Consider the following 25225-nt stretch of genomic DNA (forward strand, 5'->3'; position numbering starts at 1 on the left):
GATCCGATCCGACAACCGCTCACCATCTGACGACTTCACCTGTCCGGGCCTTGGCACACCCACACAACGACACAGAACCCCCCAAAGTCACCAGTATTGGGGCTAGGAGCGGAGTCCGCCGGGCTTCGGCAGTGGCTCGCCGTCCACGAAGAGGTCGACGCGCTCGTTGTAGAAGGCCGTCAGGCCCGCGATGCGGTTGGCGTGGATGGTCGGGAAGTCGTACGCCCAGGCGATGTCCTCGTGGGCGGCGGTGGCACCGTCGAACGACCAGTAGCCGCTCGTCGTCCCCTTGTACGGGCAGCGGGTCACCGTGTCGGTCCGCCGCAGCCGGGTCCAGTCGACGTGCGCGCGGTCGAGGTAGTAGCGCGTCGGCAGGCCGGTCTCGAAGAGTTTGACGCACGCCAGCGCCTCCGCCAGGACCACGCCCTCCAGCTCCACGCGGACGCTGCTGGAGGAACGCACGGCGTCCACACGCGAGTACGGGCTCCTGGGGTGGACGAAGACGGGTTCGTCCTCCTCGAACCAATAGTCGATGGCCGGCCACTCGAAGCGCACCGTGCCCTGGAGCGGCGCCGGGGCGTCCTTCCCCCACACCCAGGCGGCAGCGGGGCGCGACTCCCCGCCCACGGACAGAGTGTGCCGGTGCGCCGTGCCCGCACCGTGCTCCTCGGCGATCCCTTCGTCGTCGAGGACGCCGTCGACGAGGTCCCGCACCGGGATGCTGAACTGCGGATAGGCCTGCCACTCCCAGACGTACAGGGCGCGCCGCGTGTCGAACACGGTGCGACCGTCGATCACGCCCCTGATACGGCGGGGTACCGGCTCCACGTGCCCGACAGGCACGAGGAAGCTGGGATGCAGAACACTTTCGGTTTCCATGGTCATCACCTAAGTCGGTCGGATGTTCCGCGCCCGTTCGGACCGGACACGGAGAGGATGTGCGCCCGGGACGCCCGCATCCTCGGGCCGTCACGGACCGCGGGGTTCGTCCGGCGCTGAAGCACACAACGCTGAGCAGGGCTTGCTTCGCTGTCACAGCAGGTGGCGAAGGCCGGTCTGTGCGGGGAGACAGTTCCCCCTGGAGAGGAGATCACGCCGTGCACACGCGTAACCATTATGACGCCAACACTCATGACACTAACAAGACAACCTTCTCATGCACACTGTGCACACTGTCGCCGAGGGCCGGACCCCGGCGGTGGCCGGGCCCGGTAACGCGCCCGGCCACACCCCCCGGTGCCCCCAGCCGCGCCCGACCGGAACCGCGGCTCCCCTCCCCCACCGCTCCTTCGTCGGAGGATTCGCATGTCAGCCCTGCCCCTGCTCGCCCCCCTGCGACGCGTCACGACCGACGTGCTCGAAGTCGCCTATTACGAGACGGGCTCCCCCGACGGTGACACCGTCGTCCTTCTGCACGGTTTCCCCTACGACATCCACAGTTACGTGGACGTGGCCCCCCTGCTGGCCGAGGGCGGGTTCCGGGTCGTCGTCCCCCACCTGCGAGGGCACGGCCCCACCAGATTCCTGTCCGACTCTCTTCCCCGTTCCGGCCAGCAGGCGGCCCTGGGGGCCGACGTCATCGCGCTCCTGGACGCCCTCGGCATCGAGCGGGCCTACCTCGCCGGCTACGACTGGGGCGGTCGCGCGGCCACGGTCGCCGCGGTGCTGTGGCCCGAACGGGTCCTCGGCCTGGTCTGCGTCAACGGCTACCTGATCCAGGACATCGGCGCCGCCATAAACCCCATCTCCCCCGAACTGGAGGCTGGTTTCTGGTACTTCTACTACTTCCTCACCGAGCGCGGCCGCACCGGACTGGCAGCCGATCCTCGGGGCGTCGCCCGGGTCATCTGGAAACGCAACTCCCCCGTGTGGGCCTTCGACGAAGCCGAACTGGAGCGGGCCGCTGAGGCCTTCACCAATCCGGACTACGTCGACGTCGTCATCCACTCCTACCGGCACCGGCTCGGCCTGGCACCGGGCGCGGAGGCGTACGCCGATCTGGAAGCCCGCCTCGCCGGCCTTCCTCCGATCACCGTCCCCACGGTCACCCTGGACGGCACCGCCGACGGCAACTTCCCGGCGACCGACGGGTCATCGACCGCTCACCACTTCACCGGCTCCCGCCTGCACCTTCAGGTCGCGGACGCCGGCCACAACCTGCCGCAGGAACGCCCGGAGGCATTCGCCGCGGCGGTACGGGACGTACGGGCCCTGCGACGGGGACATCCCCGCCACGACTGCCTAACCCGTTGACACCCGACCGCGCGGCACCGCGGCCCATCGCCGCGCCGACGTCACATCGGGCCGTGCGCACCGGTCACATCGAGTGCGGGCTGGCACGCGGCCGCCTGACTGCCTCAGGAAAGGAAACCACCATGTCGTACCCCTACCCGGAACAGAAATACTTCGGAGACAACGGCGAGGTCAGCGCCGTGTTCCGGCCTGCCGACACCCCAGCCGACCTCGGCGAGAGCGGGCCGGGCAAGGACGCCACCCACTATCTGGCCACCACCGCGACCACCCGCGGCGAGTTCGGGCTGTACCGCGTCGAGATGAGGCCGCGGGCCGGCGGCCCGAAGACGCACTTCCACAAGCGGATCTCGGAGTCGTTCTACATCCTGGACGGCACCGTGCGCATCTTCGACGGTGTGCGCTGGGTGGACGCCCGCAAGGGCGACTTCCTGCACGTGCCGCAAGGCGGGCTGCACGCCTTCCGCAACGACTCCGACGCACCGGCGGACATGCTCCTGCTGTTCACACCGGGCGCGCCGCGCGAGGAGTACTTCGAGCAGGTGTCGCAGCTGGCCCACGCCTCGGAGGAGGAGCGCTCCGCGTTCTTCGACCGGCACGACTCCTACTTCGTGGAGTAGGCCCGCCCCTCCGGTGTCCCGCGGCACCCGCGTCCTCCCCGCGGCCGTGGTCGCGGGACACCCGTCGTCGGGACGACCCAGGTTCGGTAACGGGCAGCTTGTCACAACAACACCTTTCGTCCGGTCAACAAGGCGAGGCGCGCGGGCGTATCCGACCTCGCCGCCGCCCTCTCAGCACGTCCTGGCCGTCACGCCCGACCGTCCCGCCCTCGGCAGAGGAGACCGCATGAAGGTCGTCGTTGCAGGCGCCACTGGACAGATCGGCTCGAGATCGGTCATCCCCTCCCGTCTCTCCCGCCCCATGCCTTGAGGAAGGCCGCCCATGAGTGACCCGTTCCGGCCCACCGCGTCCCCGTCGAGCAGTGAGCTCGACCAGCTTCCCGACCGTGACCGCGAGGAGACCGCCGAGTGGCAGGCCTCCCTCGACGCCGTCATACGCAACGCCGGACCCGATCGGGCGGTGTACCTGATCCGGCGCGTGCACGAGTACGCGGCCCGCGCCGGCCTGTCCGTGCCGAGGCTGCTCACCACGGACTACGTCAACACCGTCCCGGCGGCCGCGCAGCCGGCGTTCGACGGCGACATCGCCATGGAAACCAGGATCACCGCCCTGAACCGGTGGAACGCCGCGGCCATGGTCACCCGCGGCTCCCGGCTCGGCCTGGGCGGACACATCTCCACCTACGCATCGGCGGCCTGGCTGTACGAGATCGGCTTCAACCACTTCTTCCGTGGCAAGGAACAGGACGGCTCGGGCGACCAGTTGTTCCTCCAGGGGCACGCGTCGCCGGGCATCTACGCCCGGGTGTTCCTCGAAGGCCGCCTGAGCGAGCAGCAGTTGGACGGCTTCCGGCGCGAGGCCGGCGGTCACGGCCTCCCGTCCTACCCGCACCCCAGGCGTCTGCCGTGGCTGTGGGAGTTCCCGACCGTGTCCATGGGCCTCGGCCCTCTTGGCGCCGTCTACCAGGCACGCTTCAACCGCTATCTGCAGGCCCGCGGCATCAAGGACACCTCCGCCTCCCGCGTGTGGGCGTTCCTCGGCGACGGGGAGACGGACGAGCCGGAGGCCACGGCCGCCCTGACGCTGGCCTCCCGTGAGGGCCTGGACAACCTCATCTTCGTGATCAACTGCAACCTGCAACGCCTCGACGGACCCGTGCGGTCCAACTCCAAGATCGTGCAGGAGCTGGAGGCCCGGTTCCGCGGGGCGGGCTGGAACGTGGTCAAGACCCTGTGGGGCGAGGCCTGGGACCCGCTGCTGGCCCAGGACACGACCGGCGACCTGGTGCGCCGCCTGGGCGAGGAGCCCGACGCCCAGATGCAGACCTTCGCCGCGCGGGACGCCGCCTACATCCGCAAGAACTTCTTCGTCGGAGACGCCTTGTCCGCACTCTCCGCCACCCTGAGCGACGCCCAGGTGGTGGAGCTCTTCGAGAATTCCCGCGGTGGGCACGAGCCGTTGAAGGTGTACGCCGCCTACCGGGCCGCCGTCGAACACCGGGGGGCACCGACGGTGATCCTCGCCCAGACGGTCAAGGGGCACACCCTCGGGTCGGCGTTCGAGTCCCGCAACGCCAACCACCAGATGAAGAAGCTGACCATGGCGCAGTTCCGCGAGCTGCGAGACGTCCTGGATCTGCCCATCCCCGACAGCGCCCTCGCCGGTGACGTCGTCCCCTTCTGGCATCCGGGAGAGAACTCGCCCGAGGTGCGGTACCTGCGCGAGCGGCGCGCCGCGCTGGGCGGTCCCGCCCCCGCGCGCCGTGTGATCGCCAAGCCGCTGCCGGAGCCCGCCGCGCAGCCGTTCGAGGCGCTGCTCAAGGGCTTCGGGCACCAGGAGGTCGCCACCACCATGGCCCTGGTTCGCCTGGTGAAGGACCTGATGCGGGACGGCCGCACCGGCGCCCGCTGGGTGCCGATCATCCCCGACGAGGCCCGTACCTTCGGCATGGAGTCGATGTTCCCCACGGCCGGCATCTACTCGCCGCGGGGCCAGACCTACGACCCCGTCGACGCCGACCAGCTGCTGCACTACAGGGAGAGCGAGACCGGGCAGCTCCTCATCGAGGGCATCACCGAAGCCGGTTCCATGGCCGAGTTCACCGCCGCCGCGACCTCGTACGCCACCCACGGCGAGCCGATGATCCCGTTCTACATCTTCTACGCCATGTTCGGCTTCCAGCGCACCGGCGACCAGTTCTGGGCCCTCGCCGACCAGATGGGCCGCGGGTTCGTCGTCGGCGGCACCGCCGGACGCACCACCATGACCGGCGAAGGTCTCCAGCACGGCGACGGCCACTCGCATCTCTTGGCCGCCACCAACCCGGCGGCCGTCAGCTACGACCCGGCCTTCGCCTTCGAGATCGCGGTCATCGTCCGCGACGGCCTGCGCCGGATGTTCGGGGAGCGGCCAGAGAACGTCTTCTACTACCTCACGGTCTACAACGAGCCGAAGCCCCAGCCGCCCATTCCTGCGTGGCCAGGCATCGAGGTGGGCATCGTCCGCGGCCTGTACCCGTTCCGACCCGGCGACCGCGCCGTGTCCGGCCCTCGGCTGCAGCTCCTGGCCTCCGGCACCGCCGTCCACTGGGCACTGCGCGCGCAGGAACTACTCGCCGCCGACTGGAACGTGCGCGCCGATGTCTGGTCGGTGACGTCCTGGACGGAGCTCCGCCGGGACGCGATGGACGCCGACACCGCCCGCACGCGCGGCGAGGCACGTGTGCCCTTCGTGACCGAGGCGCTCGCCGGTGCGCCGGGTCCGGTCCTGGCCGTCAGCGACTGGATGCGCCAGGTCCCCGACCAGATCGGTCAGTGGATCGAGCAGGAATACTACTCACTGGGCACGGACGGATTCGGCCTGTCCGACACCCGCGAGGACGTACGGCGCTACTTCCGCGTGGACGCCGAATCGATCACCTGGACGGCCCTGGATCGGCTGGCACGGGCCGGACAAGTGGACCCCGACACCGTCGACCGCGCCCGCAAGCACTACGGCCTGGACACCTGAAGGAGCCATACGCCGCCATGACTGTTTCCGTGATCCTTCCCGCGCTCGGCGAGTCCGTCACCGAGGGCACCGTGACCCGCTGGCTGAAGCAGCCCGGCGAGCACGTCCAGGAGGACGAACCGCTGCTGGAGGTGTCCACCGACAAAGTGGACACCGAGATCCCCGCTCCCGCCACGGGAGTCTTGCTGACCATAGTCGTCGGCGAGGACGAGACGGTCGAGGTGGGCGCCGAGCTCGCCGTCATCGGCCCGCCCGACGCCGAACCGTCGGCGGCGACCGCGGTCACCGCCGCCCCGGCCGCGCCGGTGACCGCACCGCAGCCCACCCCCTCATCGGCGCCGGTCGCGCGGCCGCCCGCCGCGGCGCCGATGCCGCACCCCGCACCCGCCGCCCCGGCGTCGATGCCGCGCCCCGCACCCGCCCCGATGCCGACACCGGCACCCGCGGCCCCTCCGGCTCCGCGCCCCATACCAGCAGCGGCAACGGCAGCGGCTCCGCCGACGGCTGCCCTGCGCGGGCACACCACCGCCGTCCCCCGGCTGCGGAAGGCCATCGGCGACAGTCTCAAGCAGGCGCTGCTGGAGCAGGCGCAGCTGACCTCCACCGTCGAGGCCGACGCCACCGGCCTGCTGCGGCTGTGGCGGCGGACAGAGGACGGCTACACGGCCCGTGAGGGCTTCGCCCTGACACCGCTGCCGTTCTTCGTCCTGGCCGCCGCCCAGGCGCTCAAGGCACATCCCGTCATGAACGCCAGGATCGACACGGGCGGCGCGACCATCACGTACTACGACACCGAGAACGTCGGCATCACGGTCGACACCGACCAGGGGCCGGTGACTCCGGTGGTGCGGGGCGCGGGCGATCTGACCGTCGGCGGCATCGCCCGTGCCGTCCACGACCTCACCGACCACGCCCTCGCCGGCAGACTCACGCCCGCAGACGTGGCCGGAGCCACCTTCACGGTCTCCGGCACCGGAACACGCGGCGCCCTCTTCGACACCCTCATCGTCCCGCCGCACCAGGCGGCCGTCCTGGGCGTGGGAGCCGCGGTCAGACGGCCAGCGGTCGTACAGGACGGCGACGAGGAGTTCATCGGTGTCCGCGAACTGGTCCACCTCTCGCTCTCCTACGACCACCGGCTGGTGGACGGCGCGGACGCCGCCCGCTATCTGACCACCGTGAAGAAGATCGTCGAGGCGGCGGCGTTCGAGGACATAGGCTGACGCGACGGCGGTGGCCCCGGATACGCCGGACACGACCGCCGACGGTCCGGCAACACACGTGTGCCGGCCCCGACCGCGCTCCACCACGGCTCGACACGATGCCACTGCCCTGCGTCTCACCCACGAGGTGACCAGCGGCGCAGATGAGTTGTGTGGCCGAAGACCAGATCTATACGCTCGCAGCCGGGAGTGTTCATGAAAGGCAAGAATCCGGGCTTCCTGCACGGGCGGCAGAGCGAGCGAGCGGTGCTGGACCGGCATCTGGCCAAGGTGCGCGACGGCCACAGCGCGGTCCTCGTGCTGCGCGGTGAGGCCGGTATCGGCAAGTCCGCCCTGCTGGAGTACGTGGCCGAGACCGCCGAGGAGTGCACCGTGGTGCGCGCGGCGGGAGTCGAGGCCGAGATGGAGCTGGCTTTCGGGGGTCTGCACCAGCTGTGCGCGCCCTTCCTGGATCGCCTCGGGCACCTCCCTGATCCGCAGCGGACGGCCCTGGAGACCGCCTTCGGGCTCAGCGCGGGCACTCCCCCGGATCGGTTCCTCGTGGGGCTGGCGGTCCTCAGCCTGCTCGCCGACGTCACTGAGGAGACGCCGCTGATCTGTCTCGTCGACGACGTGCAGTGGCTCGACGGCGTCTCGGCCCAGATCGTCGGGTTCGTCGCCCGGCGTCTGATGGCGGAGCGCGTGGGGCTGATCTTCGCTGTACGCGAGGCGGACGGGGAACGCGCCCTGCAAGGGCTGCCCGAGCTCACCCTCGGGGGTCTGAGCGAGCCCGACGCACGCGCCCTGCTGACCTCGGTGCTTCCCGGCCGGTTCGACGAACCGGTCCGCAGCAGAATTCTCTCCGAGGCGCGCGGCAATCCGCTGGCCCTGCTGGAACTGCCCCGCAGCGCCACCGCGGCCGAACTCGCGGGCGGCTACGCCTCACCGTCGATGGGGCCGCTCATCGGCAGGCTCGAGCACAACTTCAGCCTGCGCGTCGAGGAACTGCCCCCGCAGGCTCGGCGGCTGCTGCTGCTCGCGGCGGCCGAGCCCGTCGGCGATGTCGCACTGCTCCGCCGCGCCGCCGACATCCTCGGCGTGTCCATGAGCGAGGCCTCCCCCGCGGTGGCCGCGAACCTGCTGGAAGTGCGCACACGCGTCCAGTTCCGGCACCCGTTGGTGCGCTCGGCCGTCTACCGCGCGGGGGGACCGGCCGAGCGCCGGGAGGCGCACCGGGCCCTGGCCGAGGCCACGGACGCGCGGTCCGACCCCGACCGCCGGGCCTGGCACCTGGCCCGCGCCGCGGCGGAGCCCGACGAGGCCGTGGCGGACGAACTGGTCCGGTCGGCCGACCGCGCGCAGGCGCGTGGCGGTATCGCCGCGTCGGCGGCCTTCCTGGAACGAGCGGCCGAGCTGACACCTGATCCCTCCCGCCGCCGCAGCAGAGCGCTGGCAGCGGCCCGGGCCAAGTACCTCGCCGGAGCGTTCGACGCCGCGCTCGAGCTGCTGAACGTGGCCGAGATGGGCGCGCTCGACGATCTGCAACACGCCCAGGCCAGCCTGCTGCGCGGGCAGATCACCTTCGGATCCCGCAGTGCCGGTGCCACCGTGCCGCTGCTGCTCACGGCGGCCCGGGAGTTCGAGTCGCTCGACGCCAGCACCGCGCGCGAGACCTACCGGGACGCGTTCTACGCGGCCCTCACCGCGGGCCGCGTGTCCAGCGGCCCCGGACTCGACGAGGTCGCCTGGGCGGCACGCACCGCGCCCCCGACGGCTCACCCCGGACCCACCGACCTCTTCCTCGACGGCCTGGCCATGGCCACCACGGACGGCTACGCGGCGGGCGCCCCGATACTGCGCCGCGCACTGAACACGCTGCGGCGCGGCGGCTTCACAGTGGAACAGTCGCTGGGCTGGCTCCCGTTCGCGTGCCGCATGGCCCACAACGTGTGGGACTTCGACAGCTGGAGCACCCTGTCGGCCAAGCTCGTCCGTCTGGCACGGGAGACCGGAACGCTGTCCGTGCTCCCCTCGGCGCTCCTGCTGCGGCTGTCGAACCGGGTCTTCGCCGGTGATCTGGACGACGCGGACTCGCTCGCCGCGGAAGCGGTGACGATCGGCGAGGCCACCGGCAGCCACTTCCTCGCGCACTACGGGGCGTTGGTGATCGAACCCTGGCGCGGCCGCGAGACCGAGACGCTGCGGGCGATCGGGACGATCACCCGCGACCGGACCCTCAGCGGCGAGGGAAAGGTGCTCACGGCTCCCCAGTGGGCGCTGGCCGTTCTGTACAACGGCCTCGGGCGGTACGAGGAGGCCTGCGCCGCCGCCGCCAAGGGCTGCGAGTACCCGCAGGAACTGGGGCTCGCCCTCTCCTCCCTGGTCGAGCTGGTGGAGGCGGCGGCCCGCAGCGGGCAGCGGGACCTCGCCGTCGAGGCCGCCGGTCGCCTCGCGACCATCTGCCAGGCCAGTGGCACGGCCTGGGCGACGGGCACCTCCGCGGCGGCGCGTGCCCTGATCAGTGAGGGGGACACGGCCGACGCCCTGTACCGGGAGGCGATCGCCCGGCTGGAGAGCACCCCGGTGCGAACGGCGCTCGCACGCACCCGGCTGCTGTACGGCGAATGGTTGAGCCGCGAGAACCGCCGCGCCGAGGCCCGGGTCCAGCTGGCCCGCGCCCACGAGATCCTCGACCGGGCCGGCGCGGAGGCCTTCGCCGAGCGCGCCCGCCGGGAGCTGGAGGCCGCCGGGGAGACGGTGCGCAGACGTGACACCGGCACCGACGAGGCGCTCACGCCTCAGGAGGCCCAGATCGCCCGGCTGGCTGGCGAAGGGCTGACCAACCTCGAGATCGGCGCGCAGCTGTTCCTCAGCCCGCACACCATCGAGTGGCATTTGCGGAAGGTGTTCACGAAGCTCGGGATCCGGTCCCGCAAACAGCTGGGCGCCGTGCTGCCGGGTGGGGCGGCGACCCCCGCCTGACCCCGGGGGCGGCGCCGTCGGCGGGGGTGCGATCCGCGTGCCGCGCCGCGCCCAGTCGGGAGCCCGCACGGGCCGCGCACGCGGCCTCCCCGGCTCGCGGTGCGCCCACGAACTCCTCTGACCATGGCCCGTGACTCCGGGCCGTCCGGGGCAGGTCCTGTCGAGGTCCGGCCCCGTCGAGGTCCGGTCCCGGCCAGGGGGTGAGGCGTGGGGGCCGGGGTGCGGGCCCCAGGGGCGTGGAGGGCCGGGGGGGCAGGCCCCGGGGCGTCCGGGGCCAGGGGGTGGCGGGCCCCGGGGGCCTGCGGGCCATGGGGTGGGAGGGCCTGGCCACGTGGCGGCCACGGTACGACCACGGGGTGCCCCACGGTCTGTCAGGGGCGCGGCAGTGCCCTTGTCGGCGCGAAGTTGGTGTCGGTGGCGAGGGAAGCCGCCGATCCCCAGCCAACAAAGGAGCCGATCGTGGACACATCTGTGATCGCAACCCGGCAGAGTCCGCAGTCGGTGATGGTGACCGTCACCGCCGCGCCTGTGGAACTCAACGACGCGGTCGTCGTGTTCGGCCGCGTCCGGCCAGGACTGCTAAGGATCGCCAACCGAATTCTCCGAGATCCCGGCGAAGCCGAGGACGTCATCCAGGAGGCGTGGCTGCGCTGGCAGGGCACGGACCGCGCCGTCGTCGCCGACCCCGGTGCGCTGCTCCGCACGACGACCGTCCGGCTCGCCATCAATGTGCTGCAGTCGGCACGCAGACGCCGTGAGTCCAGTGCCACCCCCTGGCTGCCGGAGTCCACGGACACCGGGATGACACCGGAGGCCCTGGCCGAACGCCAGGACTCGGTGGAGCACGCCGTCCTGCTGCTTCTGCAGACCCTGACCCCCAACCAGCGCGCGGCGTACGTGCTGCGCGAGGCGTTCGGCTATTCCTACGACCAGATCGGCGACCTGCTCCGCCTGTCCGTGGCGAACGCACGGCAGCAGGTCTCCCGCGCGCAGGACAGACTGGACAACCGGCGGCACCGGCAGCACGTGGACGCGGCCGCCCATCGGCGGCTCGTTCAGGCGATCTTCACCGCCGCCCGCACAGGAGACCTCAGCCGCCTGGAGCACGTGCTGACCGGCCAGGACGCGCCGTACTCCGGCGAGGGGACGGCCGCACGCGACGGCGCGCGTTCCTACCGGGCCACCGCGTGACCGGCACGTCATACGGGGACGTGGTGCGCGAGGTGCGCACCGGCTCTGCCGACGACCGCACGCAGTCCTGCGCGACCGACCGGTGGGACGCCCTCGACCGCCTCCACCGCCGGGTCCAGGGAACGGTGGAGCGGCGGCTGCGCGAGGAGACCGGGTTCGGTTTGAGTGAAGTACAGGCCCTGCGCCACGTGGGAAGGGGCTCCGCTGCGGACGCCGGCGCCGAACCCATGCGGGCCGGGGATGTGGCCAACGGGCTCGGCCTGAGTCAGTCCGCCACGAGCAGGCTGATGGGACGCCTGTGCCGAAAGGGCCTGATCATCTCGAGCGCCGTCGACCACGACCGGCGCGGCGTGCAGGTGCGGCTGACCCCGGAGGGGCACGCCGCGCTGCGCCGTACCGCGTCCCGCTACGAACAGGTCGTCCGGGACGCGGTCCGCGATCTCGGCTCCCAGGACGCGGATCCCCTCCTGTGGCATTTCCTCATCGGCGAGAGCGACGCCCGCACGGTCATCGGCTGAGGAAGTCGCGCACGGCCGCCGTGAACCTCTCGGGACGCTCGATGTGCCCGAGATGGCCGGTCTCCTGCAGGATCACCAGCCGAGCGTCGGGAAGGAGCTGGTGCATCATGTGCGCCCAGCGCGGCCCGCAGATGAAGTCGTCCGCGCCGACCAGGACGAGGGTCGGCACGGTGAGCCGGTGCAGTTCCTCGCGGACGTCGAACGGGGGCTCCACCCCCCAGGCCGGTGCCGCGAACATCCGCAGTGATGCCCGTCCCGCGGCGAACTCCTCCTCGCGGCCCCAGTAGTCGTGGAAGTAGGCGGGCGAGATGGTGCGCAGCCCCTTCGTCGCGCCCTCGTCGTCGGACCGGTCGGGTCGCGTGGTGAGACCCGCGACGTAGGTGGCCACTTCCGGCCGCTCGTCGGCGTGCCGCTGGACGAAGGTCCCCATGCCGGCCACAGCGGCCGCCCAGAACTCCTCTCCCGTCATCGGTGAGGTGTCGTACAGGACGAGGGACGCCAGGCGCTCGGGGTGGTCGAGAGCGTAGCGCTGCGCGACGAAGCCGCCGTGGGAGTGGCCCAGCAGGGCCACCGTGGTGAGGCCCAGGTGCTCGATCACCGCGTGCAGGAAGTGGGTGTAGGTGGCGAGGGTGTAGTCGCCTGGGTCGGCCAGCCGGCCGGACTCGCCCGTGCCGACCGGCTCGAGGTAGACGACGGTCATGCTGCGCTCCAGCTCGGGCATGCGCAGGTATTCCCAGCCGATGCCCGGCCCTCCGGAGTGGGCGACGCACACCGGGCCGGTTCCGGCGACGTGGTAGCGCTGGTCGACGGCGGCCGTGCCGTAGTGGACGACGAGGGTGTGGGTGCCCGGGGAGAGGGGGTCCCGGGGATCGACGGCTGGGCTGGGTAGGGGCCTCGGGCCCTGTGTGGCGTTCACAACTCACAGATGGTGCGAGGCCCGGAGCCCCGCTCAAGACATTGTGTCTGTTGTCACACTGTATCTCACACCGTTGCTCTCCGGCATGGGATGTCACAGGAACTCCCCTTCGGCCGGTCAGATACATGAGAGGCATTCGCGACGAGTAAGGAGGCGCTGCCATGAGTTGGCGCGAGAGAGCGGCCTGCCGGGATGTCGACCCCGACCTGTTCTTCCCCATCGGCACCGCGGGTCTGACGCTGGTCCAGATCGACGAGGCGAAGGCCGTGTGCGCCCGGTGCCCCGTGCGGGAGCGGTGTCTGCAGTGGGCACTGGACGTCGGGCAGGTCGAGGGCATCTGGGGCGGCACGACGCAGCGCGAGCGCCGCGCGACGCGACGGCGCTCGGCACGTGAGGACGTCGAGCGGATCGGTGCGAAGACGTCCTGACCCGGACACCCCCGGCATGAATCTATCTTACCGTCATGTCACACCTTCACCACTTTCTCGGTCCCTTCTGATGAGGGCAACAAAACCCGGTGCGGCAGCTCGTCGCCAAGCACCGTTTCGTTGCGCAGACCCGGCCGCAAGGCGCTCCCGGTGACGTGTTGATGGTGGTAACGACATGAGCGACGCAATCGAACCGGTCACCAGGGCGGGCAGCCGCAGCGGTGACAAAATCGCCGACTGGGCGAGAACACGGATGGGTATCGGGCGTACCAGCACGACCGGCACACGCAGGGCCCGTCCGGAGCACTGGTCGTTCCTGCTGGGCGAGATCTGTCTCTACAGCTTCGTCGTCCTGCTCGTCACCGGCGTGTATCTGACGTTCTACTTCCACCCGTCGTCGAACGAGGTCGTCTACGACGGCAGCTACACACCGCTGCGTGGCCAGTTGGTGTCCGAGGCGTTCGACTCGACGATGCACATCTCCTTCGACGTACGCGGCGGCCTGCTCATCCGTCAGGCCCACCACTGGGCGGCACTGATCTTCGTCGCCTCCCTGCTGGCCCACCTGATGCGCGTGTTCTTCACCGGCGCCTTCCGCAAGCCTCGCGAGCTGAACTGGGTGGCCGGTTTCGCCCTGCTCGTCCTCGGCATGTTCGGTGGTCTGACCGGCTACGACCTCCCCGGCGACCTCCTGTCGGGAACCGGGCTCGCCGTGGTGAACGGGACACTTCTGTCGGTACCGATCGTCGGCACCTACCTGTCGATGTTCCTGTTCGGCGGCGAGTTCCCCGGGCACGACCTGGTCCCCCGCTTCCACGTGATCCACGTCCTGGTCATTCCGGCGCTGATGCTGGCGCTCATCGCCTTCCGCGCCTTCCTCGAGCACCGGCACCGGCACACCCAGTACCCGGGACCCGGCCGTACGGAGCGAAACGTGGTCGGCCTGCCGGTGCAGGTGTACGTGGTCAAGGCGGGTGGCTATTTCTGTCTGGTCGCCGGGATCGTCTTCACCATCGCCGCGACCGCCCAGATCAACCCGGTCTGGGAGTTCGGACCCTATCGCGCCGATCAGGTCTCCGCGGGATCCCAGCCGGACTGGTACATGGGCATCGCGGACGGGCTGCTGCGGGTCATGCCCGGGTGGGAGGTGAACTTCTGGGGCCACACCCTGGCCCTGGACAATCTGATCCCCCTCCTCGCCGGCCTCGGCCTCTTCCTCGTCATGGGCGCCTACCCGTTCGTCGAGGCATGGGTCACCGACGACGACCGCGAACACCACCTGCTGGAACGGCCACGCAACCGGCCCGTGCGCACGGCGTTCGGCGTGGCATGGCTCGGCGTCTACCTGGTGGCACTGCTCGGAGCCGCGAACGACATCATCGCCGTGACCTTCCACATGTCGGTCAACTCGGTCACCTGGACGGTCCGCATCGCCCTGTTCGTCGTACCGGTCGTCCTCTTCCTCGTGACCAAGCGCATCGCCCTGGGTCTGCAACGCCGTGATCGCGACAAGGTCCTGCACGGCCGCGAGACAGGCATCATCAAGCGCCTGCCGCACGGCGAGTACGTCGAGGTGCACCAGCCCCTCGCCCCCTACGAACTCCATGCCCTCACGGCGCACGAGCAATACCGGCCCCTCGACCCGGGACAACGCGACGGAGACGGCAGGGCGCGGCGGCTGCGCGCGTGGCTCAGCCGCGGCTTCTACGGCGACGGGACACAGATCCCCAAGCCCACCGTCCAGGAGTACGGGGAAATCACCGGCGAAGATCACGCCACCAGCAAAAAGGACTGAAATACATAAAGTGTCACACTCGTGGCATGCACACGGTCCTTGAAGGTGACACACCATCTCCCGAAAGGGCCTCCCATGAACCGCAGTTTCACCTACCAGCGGGTCCGCACCCCGCTCTCCCTCCTGGCCAGCGCCGCCGTCGCCACCGCCCTCATCGCCACGGCAGTCGCCCCCGCCCACGCAGACAGAACCACGTCCGCACCGGGCAGCGAGAAGAAGCCCACGGTGGTGCTCGTGCACGGCGCGTTCGCCGATTCCACCAGCTGGAACGGCGTCATCAGGAGGCTGAGGCACGAGGGCTACCCCGTCGTCGCCGCGGCCAACCCGTTGCGCGGGCTGAACAACGACACCTCCTACCTCAAAGAGGTCCTGGCCGGCATCGACGGCCCGGTGGTCCTGGCCGGACACTCCTACGGCGGATCGGTGATCAGCAACGCCGCCCACGACGCCGACAACGTCAAGGCCCTGGTGTTCGTCGCCGCCTTCCTCCCCGAAAAGGGAGAGAGTGCCGCCGAGTTGGCGGGCAAGTTCCCCGGCAGCACCCTCGGCGATGCTCTGCACTCCGTGCCGGTCACCCTGCCGGACGGCTCGCGCGATGCGGACCTGACCATCGAACCGAGCAAGTTCCACCAGCAGTTCGCCGCTGACGTCCCCCGCAACACCACGGACCTCATGTCCGTCACACAGCGCCCGATCACCAACTCCGCGCTGGCGGACGACGCCTCCGAGCCCGGCTGGAAGACCATCCCGTCCTGGGCCGTGGTCGCCACCCAGGACCGCAACATCCCGGCGCAGGCCCAGGTCTTCATGGCAGAGCGCGCACACGCCCACATCACGCGCGTACGGGCATCGCACGCCGTGAGTGTCTCCCACCCCGCCGACGTCGCCAGGGTGATCGAGGCAGCCGCTCGGACCGTGCGCTGACCCAGCGGTGCCGCGGGTCAGGGGGCGTACAGGCTCCGCACCCTGACCCGCACCAACGTCGTGGCCCCCTGGACCGACGGTCCAGGGGGCCACCATGTGTGCGGGTGTCAGCCGCGGTCTTCCGGAGCGACGTAGTCGAAGGTCGGGCCCGCGGTCAGGCCCTCGCCGTCGGGCATCGCCATCAGGCTCTGTGCCTGCCCCTTGAGCGCGTACATCGTGCCCACCGACACCCCGAGCATCGCGGGATTGCCGTTGAAGGCCTGCTCCAGAAGCTGCAGCAGCTTGCCGTACGCGATGTTGAACGCCTCCTGCGCCGTGCGGATCGCACTGCCCTCCGGATGGTCCTCCAGCCGCGGGTTGGGCCGCATCGGGCGCACCCCGGCGCGGTCGACGGTGAGCGTCTCGCCGGTGGGCCCTGTCTCCGGTGTGTCCCCCGGCTGGTAGCGCCGGCCCTGTACGAGCTCCTGGAAGCGGTAGTAGTGCGAGACCGCCTTGGTCTGCGGGTGGAACATGTCCATGTCCCCGTCCCACACGTCGACGCGTGCCGCGCCCTCGCCCTGCTCCACGATCTCCTCCAGGGCGGAGAGCGCCGAGGCGAGATCGGTGACCGGGCTCAGCCGCCCGCCGGTGTGCCCGAAGGGCCCCGCCGCCACCTGGCGGGCGGGATCACCGGTGAAGACCTGTTCCTCGCCGAGTTCGGCGCACAGGTGCCGCAGGCCCTTCTCGATCGCGTCGTAGAACTGGCCGATCGTCACGTAGGCGTCGCCCTCGGCCGGGTCACCCGGGTGGGCGGGTTGTTCGAGGCGGAGGAACATGGTGAGCGCCTCCTGACCGAACGGCAGCAGGGACAGCTGCATGGACGGGTCGGCGTGCGGCATGGGCCGCGGATGCGGCGCCAGTATCCGCGGGGTGTCGACGCGAGGCTGCCCGCCGACCGCGTTCAGGAGGTTCGCCACCAGCGCGAGGTGGATCATCTCCTCGACGAACACACTGCTGACCACTTCGACGGCGTGGGCGTTCCGCTCGGGGTCGAGCGAGTAGAGGGCTGTGAGGTAGGGCGGCAGCGTGGCGTGCTCCAGCTCGATGGCCCACTGCAGATGCTCGCGCAGGTCCTCCATCGTCGTGATCGAGCGGAACCGGGCCTGGGGTTCTTGATGATTCATGGGGGTCTCACCTGGGTTTCGTGCGTACGGTTCGGCCGCGGTCGCGGACCGACCTGTGGTCACCGGCATCGCTGCCGGCGGTACCGCGCGGAGCGGTCGGTGGTGTGGCGCGGGGCCGGTCATGCGGCATACGAGCGGGACAGGCGGACGGCGGAGACGCCGAAGCTGAGCCTGACCTTGTCGCTGATGAGGACACCGCCGGTTTCGACGGGCGTGTTCCAGCCGAGCCCCCAGTCGGAGCGGCGCACCAGGGCGGTGCCGGAGAAGCCGACACGGCGGTCTCCGCTCTCGTCGTGCGTGGCTCCGTCGAAGGCGAGGTGGATGTGGAGAGGGAGTTCGACGTCCTTGATCCTGAGAAGGCCCATCAGACGGAACTGGCCGTCTCCGCGGTCTGCGAGGCCCGTGGAGCGGAAGACCTCAGCGGATAGGTGGCGGCGTCGAGGAAAACCGGACCCGCGAGACGGGTGTCCCAGTCAGGGCTGCTGGTGTTGACACTACCAGTCTGGACGCTCAAGTAGGCCTCTGAGCGGCTGGGTTGGTACCCGTTCAGCTTGACCAGCCCCTCGAACGCCCCGAACCGCGCGCGCACGTTCGCGATCATGGCGTGCCGGACGGAGAAGCCGACGGTGCTGTGCGCCGGGTCGATGGTGTAGACACCGGTCAGCGCTGTGTAAGGGACGACAGTCGACATATGTGGGTCCTTGCGGTCGCTGGTCACGACGATCAGTCGTTGCGAACCGTCGCCGTGTGCCTGCCGGTGGTGGAGCGGACCGCAGCCGAGGAGGCCCGGGCAAGGTCCGCAGAAGGACAGACAGGTGAGGGCCCGCGTGTGTGACACTGGGACTGGCGCCGGGACGGCGTTCTGTGTGTCACAGCGTGTCGAGGGGGCAACGAGTCGCCGTTACGCGCGTCGTACGGTCAGCACCGCGGGATCGCCCGCGTCCGGCACCGGGGTGAATCCGTGCCTGGGCCGGCTCGTCGGCGATGTCGTCCCGGGAAGCCGGCCACATCCGGAAGGTCTCGGTGTGCTGACCCGCGACGACCAGCGGGGTGACACGGCCGGTGCCCGTGCCGATGTCCAGCACACCGACCGCGCGTCGCCCACCGCTTCTCCGTACAGTTGCCGCAGGTGCGCGGCATCGGCCTCCCTTGCAGCACGTCGTAGTCTCGGCTCTGACGGCGTAGGCCTCCCCGGAGGGCGCGCTCGTCGGATGCCCGTGCGAACGGGACGAAAGCGAGTACTCCCCCACGTGACAGGTCCGGCGCCCCACCTGTGACGGGAGGTGGGTCCCGGACCGGTAACCAATAGCACCGTGTGCCACTATGTTAAATGCATCCGGCGCAGCATATGATGCTCGTCGTCCCGGCCCGCCGCGGCCGCACAGCCTCCCCGGATCCTGGCCGCGGCCCCTATCACGAGAGATGTACCGACCATGCCCGCCGTCCTCATCCACGGCGTTCCCGACACCCACCGCGTGTGGAACGGCGTACGCCGGCACCTGACCCGCTCCGACGTCGAGGCCTGGGACCTGCCCGGATTCGGCACCCCCCGCCCCACCGGCTTCGGCTCCAGCAAGGAGGACTACGTCGACTGGCTCGTCGAACGCCTCGAGCGCGTCGGCGAGCCCGTGGACCTGGTCGGTCACGACTGGGGCTGCATCCTCACCGCCCGCGTCGCCTCCCTCCGCCCCGACCTGGTGCGCACCTGGGCCGGTGGCAACGGACCCATCAGTTCCCGCTACGTCTGGCACCCGCTGGCCGAGACCTGGCAGGACACTGTCGCCGGCGAGCGGTTCATGGCCGAACTGGACCCTGAGTCCTTCGCGAAGGACCTGGTGAACGGCTTCGACGCACCCGCCGAACCGGTGGAGGAGATGGTCCGGCACGTCGACGGCACGATGAAGAACAGCATCCTGCGGCTGTACCGGTCCGCCGTGACCATGGGGACGGAGTGGGAACCGGCCCTGTCGAACGTCACCGCACCCGCGCTGGTGTTCTGGGGCACGCGCGACCCGGCCTGCCAGATCGAGTTCGGCGACGAACTCGGCGCCGCCCTGCGCGCCACCCGCGTCCTCCATCTCAACTGCAACCACTGGACGGTGCTGGAGCGGCCCGCGGAGGTGGCCGCCGCCCTCGAGGCGCACTGGGCGCAGGGCACCGGACGCTAGCCCGCGCCGGCAAGCGACGGGGAGCGCGGATCTGCGGACCGCCTCGGCCACGGTCGTGGAACACGGACGTCGTCCGCGCCCTCGTCGCACTGCTCCGCTCTGCCCTCGCAGGCCCGCACGCTGCCTCCGCGGCGCGGGCCGGTGTCACAACCTGCGGGTTCTCACGGTCTCTCCGCACGAGAGCACACCAGTGTCCGGTGCGCGCGAGCGGAGACGGGAACATCATGTCGCGAGGAAACGGGATCGTCATCGTCGGGGGCGGACTCGCCGCGGGCAAGGCCGCCGAGGAACTCCGGCAACAGGGCTACGACGGCCCGCTCGTCCTCATCGGGGACGAAGCGGAGCGCCCGTACATCCGACCGCCGCTGTCCAAGGGGTACCTGCTCGGCAAGGAGGACCGCGAGTCCATATTCGTGCATTCCGAGAACTGGTACCGCGAGCACGACGTCGACCTGATGACCGGAACGCGCGCGACGGCCGTCGACGCACACACCCGCCAGGTCGAACTCACCGGCGGACGCCAGATGCCCTACACCAAGCTGCTCCTGGCGACCGGATCGTCCCCCCGCCGGCTGACGGTGCCCGGGGCGGACCTGGACAACGTGCTGTACCTGCGCCGAGTGGGAGACAGTGAGCGGCTCAAGGCCGCCTTCACCCCCGGGGCCCGGATCGTGGTCGTCGGCGGCGGCTGGATCGGTCTGGAGACCGCCGCGGCGGCCCGGACGGCCGGGGCGCTGGTGACCGTCCTGGAGCACTCCGAGCTGCCGTTGCTGAAGGTGCTCGGCCGGGAGGCGGCCGAGGTTTTCGCCGCCCTGCACCGGGATCACGGGGTCGTCCTGCGGCCCCACGCCGCCGTCAAGCGCATCACCGGTGACGGCACCCGCGCCGACGGCGTCCAGCTCGCCGACGGAACCCGACTGCCCGCCGACGCCGTGGTGGTGGGCATCGGCATCACCCCCAACGTCCAGCTCGCCGAGGCGGCGGGACTGGAGGTGCGCAACGGCATCGTCACCGACGAGGGTCTGCGCACCTCGGCCCAGGACGTGCACGCCGCAGGGGACGTCGCCAACGCCTACCATCCCCGGCTCGGCCGGCATCTGCGGGTGGAGCACTGGGCCAACGCCCTGCACCAGCCCCGCACGGCGGCACTGGCCATGCTCGGCAAGGAGGCGCCTTACAACCGGCTGCCGTACTTCTACACCGACCAGTACGACCTCGGGATGGAGTACACCGGATACACCGAGCCCGGCGGCTACGACCGCGTCGTTTTCCGCGGGAACCCGGCCGAGCGGCGGTTCATCGCCTTCTGGTTGTCCGGGGACCGGGTTCTGGCGGGCATGAGTGTGAACGTGTGGAACGTCATCGACTCCGTCCGCGCCCTCGTCGAGTCCGGTGCCTCCGTGGCGGACACGGCCCTGTCCGATCCCGAGACGCCCCTGGACAATCTTCTGCCCTGACAACCGCCGCGAAGGTAACCGCGGCCCGCCGGGCACGGTGAGGGCGCCGCTGCGTACGACCGGGAAACCGTGTCACACGATATGTTCCTGTCCGGTCACCAGTGCGTCGGTTGGACCCGCCGGACGGAAGCGGACTGCCCCATTCTCGGGAGCCGCGGCGGACATCGGCCGGAATCAGGGGTGGCACCGCCTTGTCGGGTGCTGTGCGAAGGGGCGATGCCAGATGGACCGGGTACAGGACGACGAGACGGTGCCGATCGCGGAACTGCTCGACGAGCGACGCCGACTGCTCAACGTGGCCTACTGGATGCTGGGCCGGAGCCAGGACGCCGACGACGTCGTGGCGGAGGCCTACCGGCGCTGGTACGGCCTGTCCGACGACCACAGGGACCGCATCGCCGAACCCCGGTCCTGGCTGGTGACGACCGTCGGAGGCATCTGTCTGGAGCGCTTGGCGCCGACCTGGCGGTCGCACCCGGGCCCGGTCGGCGCGGCGCCCCCTCAGGACCTGGACGAAGAGGTGAGCCACGCCCTCCTCGACGCGCTGGACTCGCTGTCACCGGCCGAGCGAGCCGCATTCGTCCTCAACGACGTGTTCGGGATGGCTCCGGGGACGGTCGCCGCCATCGTCGGACAGACGGAACAGGAATGCGGCGAACTCGCCGCCCGGGCCCGGCACAGCCTTGGGACCAGGTGGGCGCACCCCACGACACCACAGCAGCACGACCATGTGGTGCGAGCGGTCCGACAGGCTTGCGTGGCGGAGAACCCTGCCCGCCTGACGTCCCTCCTGGCACCGGACGCCACGGTGTTCTTCGACGGAGGCGGCAAGGTCAGAACCCTGGCCCGGCCCGTCCACGGCGCACGGCGCGTCACCCGCAGCCTCCTGGCCCTCCTAGCCGGCCGGCCCCGCACCACACTGCACTGCCAGTCCGTCAACGGCCGCACCGGAATAGTGGTGCGCTACGGCGACGAGGTCGCCGCGGTCATCAGCCTGGACGTCGCGGGCGACCGCGTCGCGCAGATCTGGGCGGTCCTCAACCCTGACAAGCTCCGCCACTGGAACCGGACCGCCACCCATGAGAAATGAGGACAACGCGTGGGCCAGGACTTCGATCCACGTGCCGCCAGTGTCTCACTGGCCCGGGAAGTGGCCGTGCTCGAGGCACGGATCCGCATCCTTCAAGAAGCTCTTGAAGACGTCGGCATCTGCATCCAACGATCGGCGCTTCGACTGCGCCACCTTCGCGAGCAGTCCCGACGGAAACCCGGCCGAACTCCCGAGGAACACCCGCCGACCACGGCCGATTCCGCCCTGTCCGACCCGGAGTCCGGTCACCCACGGCCTGACCGGTCTGCACCGTGTCCGCACCGCTGAGGTACCGCGCACGAAAGGGTGAAAGGACAGTGGTAGTCCCCTGGCTCGACGGGACCTCGCATCACCATCTTGCATCTTCCGGGTCCAAACCTCGTACGCTGTGACATACGATGCACCCACATACATCTCCCCGGGTCCGAGCCGAGCGGCACCGCAGCTGACTTCAGCGAGGCGCGGCACGGCGGGTTCAGGATGAGAGGAAGACATGGACTCGGCAACTCGCGCAGCGCATGAGATCGAGGTCACTGCGGAGAGCCTCCAGGAGGACCTCGCCCGCCTGGAGATTCAGAAGCAGGCACTGGAGAGGGAACTGGCCGCCGTGGCCGCCCACCTCGACTCCGTCCAGCGCGCCCTGAGCGCCCTGACCGTCCTCATGGCCGAGCCGTCCGGCCGCCGAGCAGCCGAGCAGCCCGAACAGGCGGAGGCCGACACTCCGGTCGTCGCGCCCTCCGCACGCACGGCGCGAAAGCAGTCCGCGCCGCGACAGGCGGAGCCCACGCAGAAGGAGAAGCCGTCGGCCTCCTCGCATGCGGAGGCCGATGAATCGCGCAGCTACGGCGCGCTCACCGAACAGATCCTGGAGTACTTCGCAGGCGTCGGGGACGCGGAGGTCCGCGCGCGCGACGTGGCCGCGGCGCTAGGCCGCGACACCGACTCCGGGAGCATCAATGCGGTGCGCAGCACGCTCGACCGTCTGGTCGGCACTTCCCGCGTACGCCGGGCCGGCCGCGGTCTCTACCGCGCCCAGAAGTCCTGACCGGAGCCCTCTCGGCTCCATGCACTGAAAGTCACAGAAATGCCTCGGGCACCTCCCCGCGGGGGATCGAACGGGCGCCCGAGGCACGCACCCGCTGACCGACGGTCCGCGGATGAGCGAGCGCTCCCATGCCGGCGACTAAGCATGTCACACGGTGCCGGAGTCACTGTGAAGACTGTATAGCAATCCGCATCGTCTTTGTATCCGGCGCCCCGCTCCCGGGCGCACTCCTCCCCGGATGTCTAGGACCACGCCTGCCCCTTCGCCTTCACGGCGCCACTCCCCACCTGTATTTTCAGGCAACTCGCCTTCCTGAATGGACTGTTGTGCCCTTTCCACACAGCCCCGCCACAACACACGTGTGACTGAATCAGTTACCCTTTCCGGGGCCACTGCAACAAAGGCCCTATAGTCATCCGCGCATCGAGCTGTCGCCCAGGGCCTTCCCCCTCACGAGCGGCACATGTCGTCGGCGCACCTTGATGCCCATGTTTCTTCCTCTGAGGAGCATCACTTTGCACAGAAGAAAGAGGGCCGTTGGCGTGCCCGTCGGCATCGCCGTGAGCGCGCTGGTCGCGGGCTCCCTACTCGCCCTGCCTGGCCCCGCGCTCGCCGACGACCCGAGCGCGACCGCGGACTCTCGTCAACAGGCGCTGCTGGCCGCTGCCGAGGAGTTCGACATCCCGTCGAGCGTGCTGCTCGCCCTCTCGCACCAGGAGTCGGCCTGGGAGGACCACGGCGTCCTGCCGAGCACCGACGGCGGTTACGGACCGATGAACCTCACGGACGTCACCCCCACCATGCTGGCGCGCGGTGCGGCGGGCGCGGCGGGCCGCGCCGACCTCGACTCCCTCGCTGCGGACCCAGCCCTGCACACCCTGCGCCAGGCGGCCGAGCTGACCGGCCTCTCCGTCAAATCCCTGCGTGAGGACGACACCGCGAACATCCGCGGGGGTGCCGCCCTCCTCGCCTCATACGAAAACGAGCTGGTCGGGACGACACCCGCGGACCCCTCGCAGTGGTACGGGGCCGTGGCCCGGTACAGCCAGGCCAAGCAGAAGCAGGCGGCTGCCTCCTTCGCCGACCGTGTCTTCCGCACGATCCGCAGCGGCGCCTCGGCGACGACCCAGGACGGCCAGCGCGTACGTCTGCCCGCCGGACCTTCCGTCGATCCCGCCCGAGAGCACATCAACTCCCTGCGCCTGAAAGCCTCGTCGACGGCGGCCACCACCGAATGCCCCACGACCGTCGACTGCACTTTCGTCGCCGGATCACCGGTCGGCCGTCAGGTTGCCGACAGGCCGACCAACGGCATCCGCATCGACACGATCGTCATCCACGACCTGGAGTCCACCTACGACGCCGGCGTGGCGGGCCTGGCCAACCCCACGAACCCCGCCGCGACCCACTACGTGATGTCCTCTTCCGGCGCGGTCACCCAGATGGTGCCCACCAAGGACATCGCCTTCCATGCGGGCAACTACTCGACCAATTTGCACTCGATCGGCATCGAGCACGAGGGGTACGCCGCGCACGGCGCCGCCTGGTACACGGAGGCGCAGTACCAGGCCACGGCGGACTTGGTGAAGTACCTGGCCGAACGCTTCGACATCCCACTGGACCGGCAGCACATCGTCGGACATGACAACGTTGCCGGGCCCAACTCCGCCCTGGTCTCCGGTATGCACTGGGACCCTGGTTACGCCTGGGACTGGAATCACTTCATGAGCCTGCTCGACGCCCCGGCCAGCGGCGTGTCCGAGGTGCCGCAGCCCGGCTCTGTCATATCGATCAAGCCGTCGTTCGTGGACAACGTGCAGACCCTCCAGATCTGCCCCTCCGACGACCCGACCGGTCAGACGACCACCTGTACCGAGCACCAGGACCCGACCAACTTCGTCTACCTGCGCACCGCCCCGAGCGAGACGGCCCCGCTCTTCGGCGACCAGGCGATTCACGGCACCGCGCCCGGCACCGACCGGGTGAACGACTGGGGCAGCACGGCTCAGGCCGGGCAGCAGTTCGTCGTTGCGGACGTCCAGGACAACTGGACCGCGATCTGGTTCAGCGGTGCGAAGGTGTGGTTCCACAATCCCGGCGGCGTCAACACCCGTACCAGCTACGGAGTGAAGATCATCAAGCCCGCGGGCACCGCTCCCGTGTCCCTCTACGGCTCCAGCTACCCCGACAAGGCCGAGTACCCGGCCGGCCTGGGCGCCTCCACGCAGACACCGCTGAACATGTACGCCATTCCGACCGGACAGGCATACGTGGCCACGCGGGAAGCGGCCGCCACCGACGACTACTTCCCCTCCAGCGGAGCAGTGGTCATCGGAGGCAAGAAGATGTACACCATCCAGTACAACCACCGTGTCGCCCTCGTCTACGCGAACGACGTGACCGCAACCACGGCCGTCCACCACTGGGAGAACGGCGGCAACTGAGGTACACATCAAGGTAGTTGAC

The 25225-nt window shown here is 70.1% G+C and carries 20 protein-coding genes; 15 read left to right on the forward strand and 5 right to left on the reverse strand.

All coding sequences use genetic code 11. From position 1 onward, the window contains the following. Positions 1-102: 102 nt before the first annotated feature. The gene (locus ADL25_RS20935) at positions 103-879 is read right to left on the reverse strand and encodes a DUF427 domain-containing protein (RefSeq protein ID WP_059129623.1); all 777 of its coding nucleotides are present in this window, start codon (positions 877-879) and stop codon (positions 103-105) included. 426 nt (positions 880-1305) lie between these two features. On the opposite strand from ADL25_RS20935, the gene ADL25_RS20940 reads away from it, so the two are divergent. The 7 genes from ADL25_RS20940 (at position 1306) to ADL25_RS20970 (ending at position 11773) form a co-directional block, all read left to right on the forward strand. Next, positions 1306-2253 (forward strand): alpha/beta fold hydrolase, encoded by a 948-nt coding sequence (locus tag ADL25_RS20940; protein WP_059129294.1) that lies wholly within the window; start codon positions 1306-1308, stop codon positions 2251-2253. Positions 2254-2375: 122 nt separating this feature from the next. Beyond that, positions 2376-2870, forward strand: coding sequence for a cupin domain-containing protein (locus ADL25_RS20945; protein WP_059129295.1), 495 nt, complete (start codon positions 2376-2378; stop codon positions 2868-2870). Positions 2871-3192: 322 nt separating this feature from the next. Continuing rightward, positions 3193-5880 carry a pyruvate dehydrogenase (acetyl-transferring), homodimeric type gene (gene aceE / locus ADL25_RS20950; protein WP_059129296.1) on the forward strand — a complete coding sequence of 896 codons (2688 nt, stop codon included), beginning with the start codon at positions 3193-3195 and terminating at the stop codon, positions 5878-5880. 17 nt (positions 5881-5897) lie between these two features. Beyond that, the gene (locus tag ADL25_RS20955; RefSeq protein WP_059129297.1) at positions 5898-7103 is read left to right on the forward strand and encodes a 2-oxo acid dehydrogenase subunit E2; all 1206 of its coding nucleotides are present in this window, start codon (positions 5898-5900) and stop codon (positions 7101-7103) included. Positions 7104-7298: 195 nt separating this feature from the next. Next, on the forward strand, positions 7299-10064 hold the full coding sequence (locus ADL25_RS20960; protein ID WP_059129298.1) for a helix-turn-helix transcriptional regulator: 2766 nt from the start codon (positions 7299-7301) through the stop codon (positions 10062-10064). 459 nt (positions 10065-10523) lie between these two features. Beyond that, positions 10524-11255, forward strand: coding sequence for a sigma-70 family RNA polymerase sigma factor (locus ADL25_RS20965; protein WP_159044970.1), 732 nt, complete (start codon positions 10524-10526; stop codon positions 11253-11255). Next, positions 11252-11773 carry a MarR family winged helix-turn-helix transcriptional regulator gene (locus ADL25_RS20970; RefSeq protein ID WP_059129300.1) on the forward strand — a complete coding sequence of 174 codons (522 nt, stop codon included), beginning with the start codon at positions 11252-11254 and terminating at the stop codon, positions 11771-11773. The genes ADL25_RS20965 and ADL25_RS20970 overlap by 4 nt, the downstream gene beginning before the upstream one ends. On the opposite strand, the gene ADL25_RS20975 is transcribed toward ADL25_RS20970, so the two are convergent. Then, positions 11763-12689: an alpha/beta fold hydrolase gene (locus ADL25_RS20975; protein WP_059129301.1), complete on the reverse strand. Its 927-nt coding sequence runs from the start codon at positions 12687-12689 to the stop codon at positions 11763-11765. The genes ADL25_RS20970 and ADL25_RS20975 overlap by 11 nt on opposite strands. A gap of 161 nt (positions 12690-12850) precedes the next feature. On the opposite strand from ADL25_RS20975, the gene ADL25_RS20980 reads away from it, so the two are divergent. From ADL25_RS20980 to ADL25_RS20990, 3 genes are all read left to right on the forward strand, one after another. Next, positions 12851-13117: a WhiB family transcriptional regulator gene (locus tag ADL25_RS20980; RefSeq protein ID WP_059129302.1), complete on the forward strand. Its 267-nt coding sequence runs from the start codon at positions 12851-12853 to the stop codon at positions 13115-13117. 175 nt (positions 13118-13292) lie between these two features. Then, positions 13293-14912, forward strand: coding sequence for a cytochrome b (locus tag ADL25_RS20985; RefSeq protein WP_059129303.1), 1620 nt, complete (start codon positions 13293-13295; stop codon positions 14910-14912). Positions 14913-14987: 75 nt separating this feature from the next. Continuing rightward, complete coding sequence (locus ADL25_RS20990) at positions 14988-15836, forward strand: alpha/beta fold hydrolase (protein ID WP_079050499.1); 849 nt, start codon at positions 14988-14990, stop codon at positions 15834-15836. Between the two features lie 107 nt (positions 15837-15943). Here the strand turns inward: ADL25_RS20990 and ADL25_RS20995 are convergent, their stop codons facing one another. From ADL25_RS20995 to ADL25_RS51585, 3 genes are all read right to left on the reverse strand, one after another. After that, positions 15944-16999 (reverse strand): ferritin-like domain-containing protein, encoded by a 1056-nt coding sequence (locus ADL25_RS20995; RefSeq protein WP_059129304.1) that lies wholly within the window; start codon positions 16997-16999, stop codon positions 15944-15946. A gap of 119 nt (positions 17000-17118) precedes the next feature. Further along, the gene (locus tag ADL25_RS51580) at positions 17119-17364 is read right to left on the reverse strand and encodes a YceI family protein (RefSeq protein ID WP_267889266.1); all 246 of its coding nucleotides are present in this window, start codon (positions 17362-17364) and stop codon (positions 17119-17121) included. Then, entirely contained in the window at positions 17364-17690 is a 327-nt protein-coding gene (locus ADL25_RS51585) for a YceI family protein (protein ID WP_267889267.1), read from the reverse strand. The genes ADL25_RS51580 and ADL25_RS51585 overlap by 1 nt, the downstream gene beginning before the upstream one ends. Positions 17691-18432: 742 nt before the next feature. Between ADL25_RS51585 and ADL25_RS21010 the strand changes: the two genes are divergently transcribed. The 5 genes from ADL25_RS21010 (at position 18433) to ADL25_RS21030 (ending at position 25203) form a co-directional block, all read left to right on the forward strand. Continuing rightward, the gene (locus tag ADL25_RS21010) at positions 18433-19167 is read left to right on the forward strand and encodes an alpha/beta fold hydrolase (protein WP_059129306.1); all 735 of its coding nucleotides are present in this window, start codon (positions 18433-18435) and stop codon (positions 19165-19167) included. A gap of 224 nt (positions 19168-19391) precedes the next feature. Further along, on the forward strand, positions 19392-20624 hold the full coding sequence (locus ADL25_RS21015; RefSeq protein WP_059129625.1) for an NAD(P)/FAD-dependent oxidoreductase: 1233 nt from the start codon (positions 19392-19394) through the stop codon (positions 20622-20624). A gap of 223 nt (positions 20625-20847) precedes the next feature. Beyond that, positions 20848-21714 (forward strand): sigma factor, encoded by an 867-nt coding sequence (locus ADL25_RS21020; protein WP_059129307.1) that lies wholly within the window; start codon positions 20848-20850, stop codon positions 21712-21714. Positions 21715-22207: 493 nt separating this feature from the next. Beyond that, the gene (locus tag ADL25_RS21025) at positions 22208-22759 is read left to right on the forward strand and encodes a hypothetical protein (RefSeq protein ID WP_059129308.1); all 552 of its coding nucleotides are present in this window, start codon (positions 22208-22210) and stop codon (positions 22757-22759) included. 488 nt (positions 22760-23247) lie between these two features. After that, positions 23248-25203 (forward strand): N-acetylmuramoyl-L-alanine amidase, encoded by a 1956-nt coding sequence (locus ADL25_RS21030; protein ID WP_420711352.1) that lies wholly within the window; start codon positions 23248-23250, stop codon positions 25201-25203. Positions 25204-25225 lie beyond the last annotated feature (22 nt).

Origin of the sequence: Streptomyces sp. NRRL F-5122 (assembly GCF_001507435.1) — a bacterium.
GTDB classification, from domain to species: Bacteria; Actinomycetota; Actinomycetes; order Streptomycetales; family Streptomycetaceae; genus Streptomyces; species Streptomyces lannensis.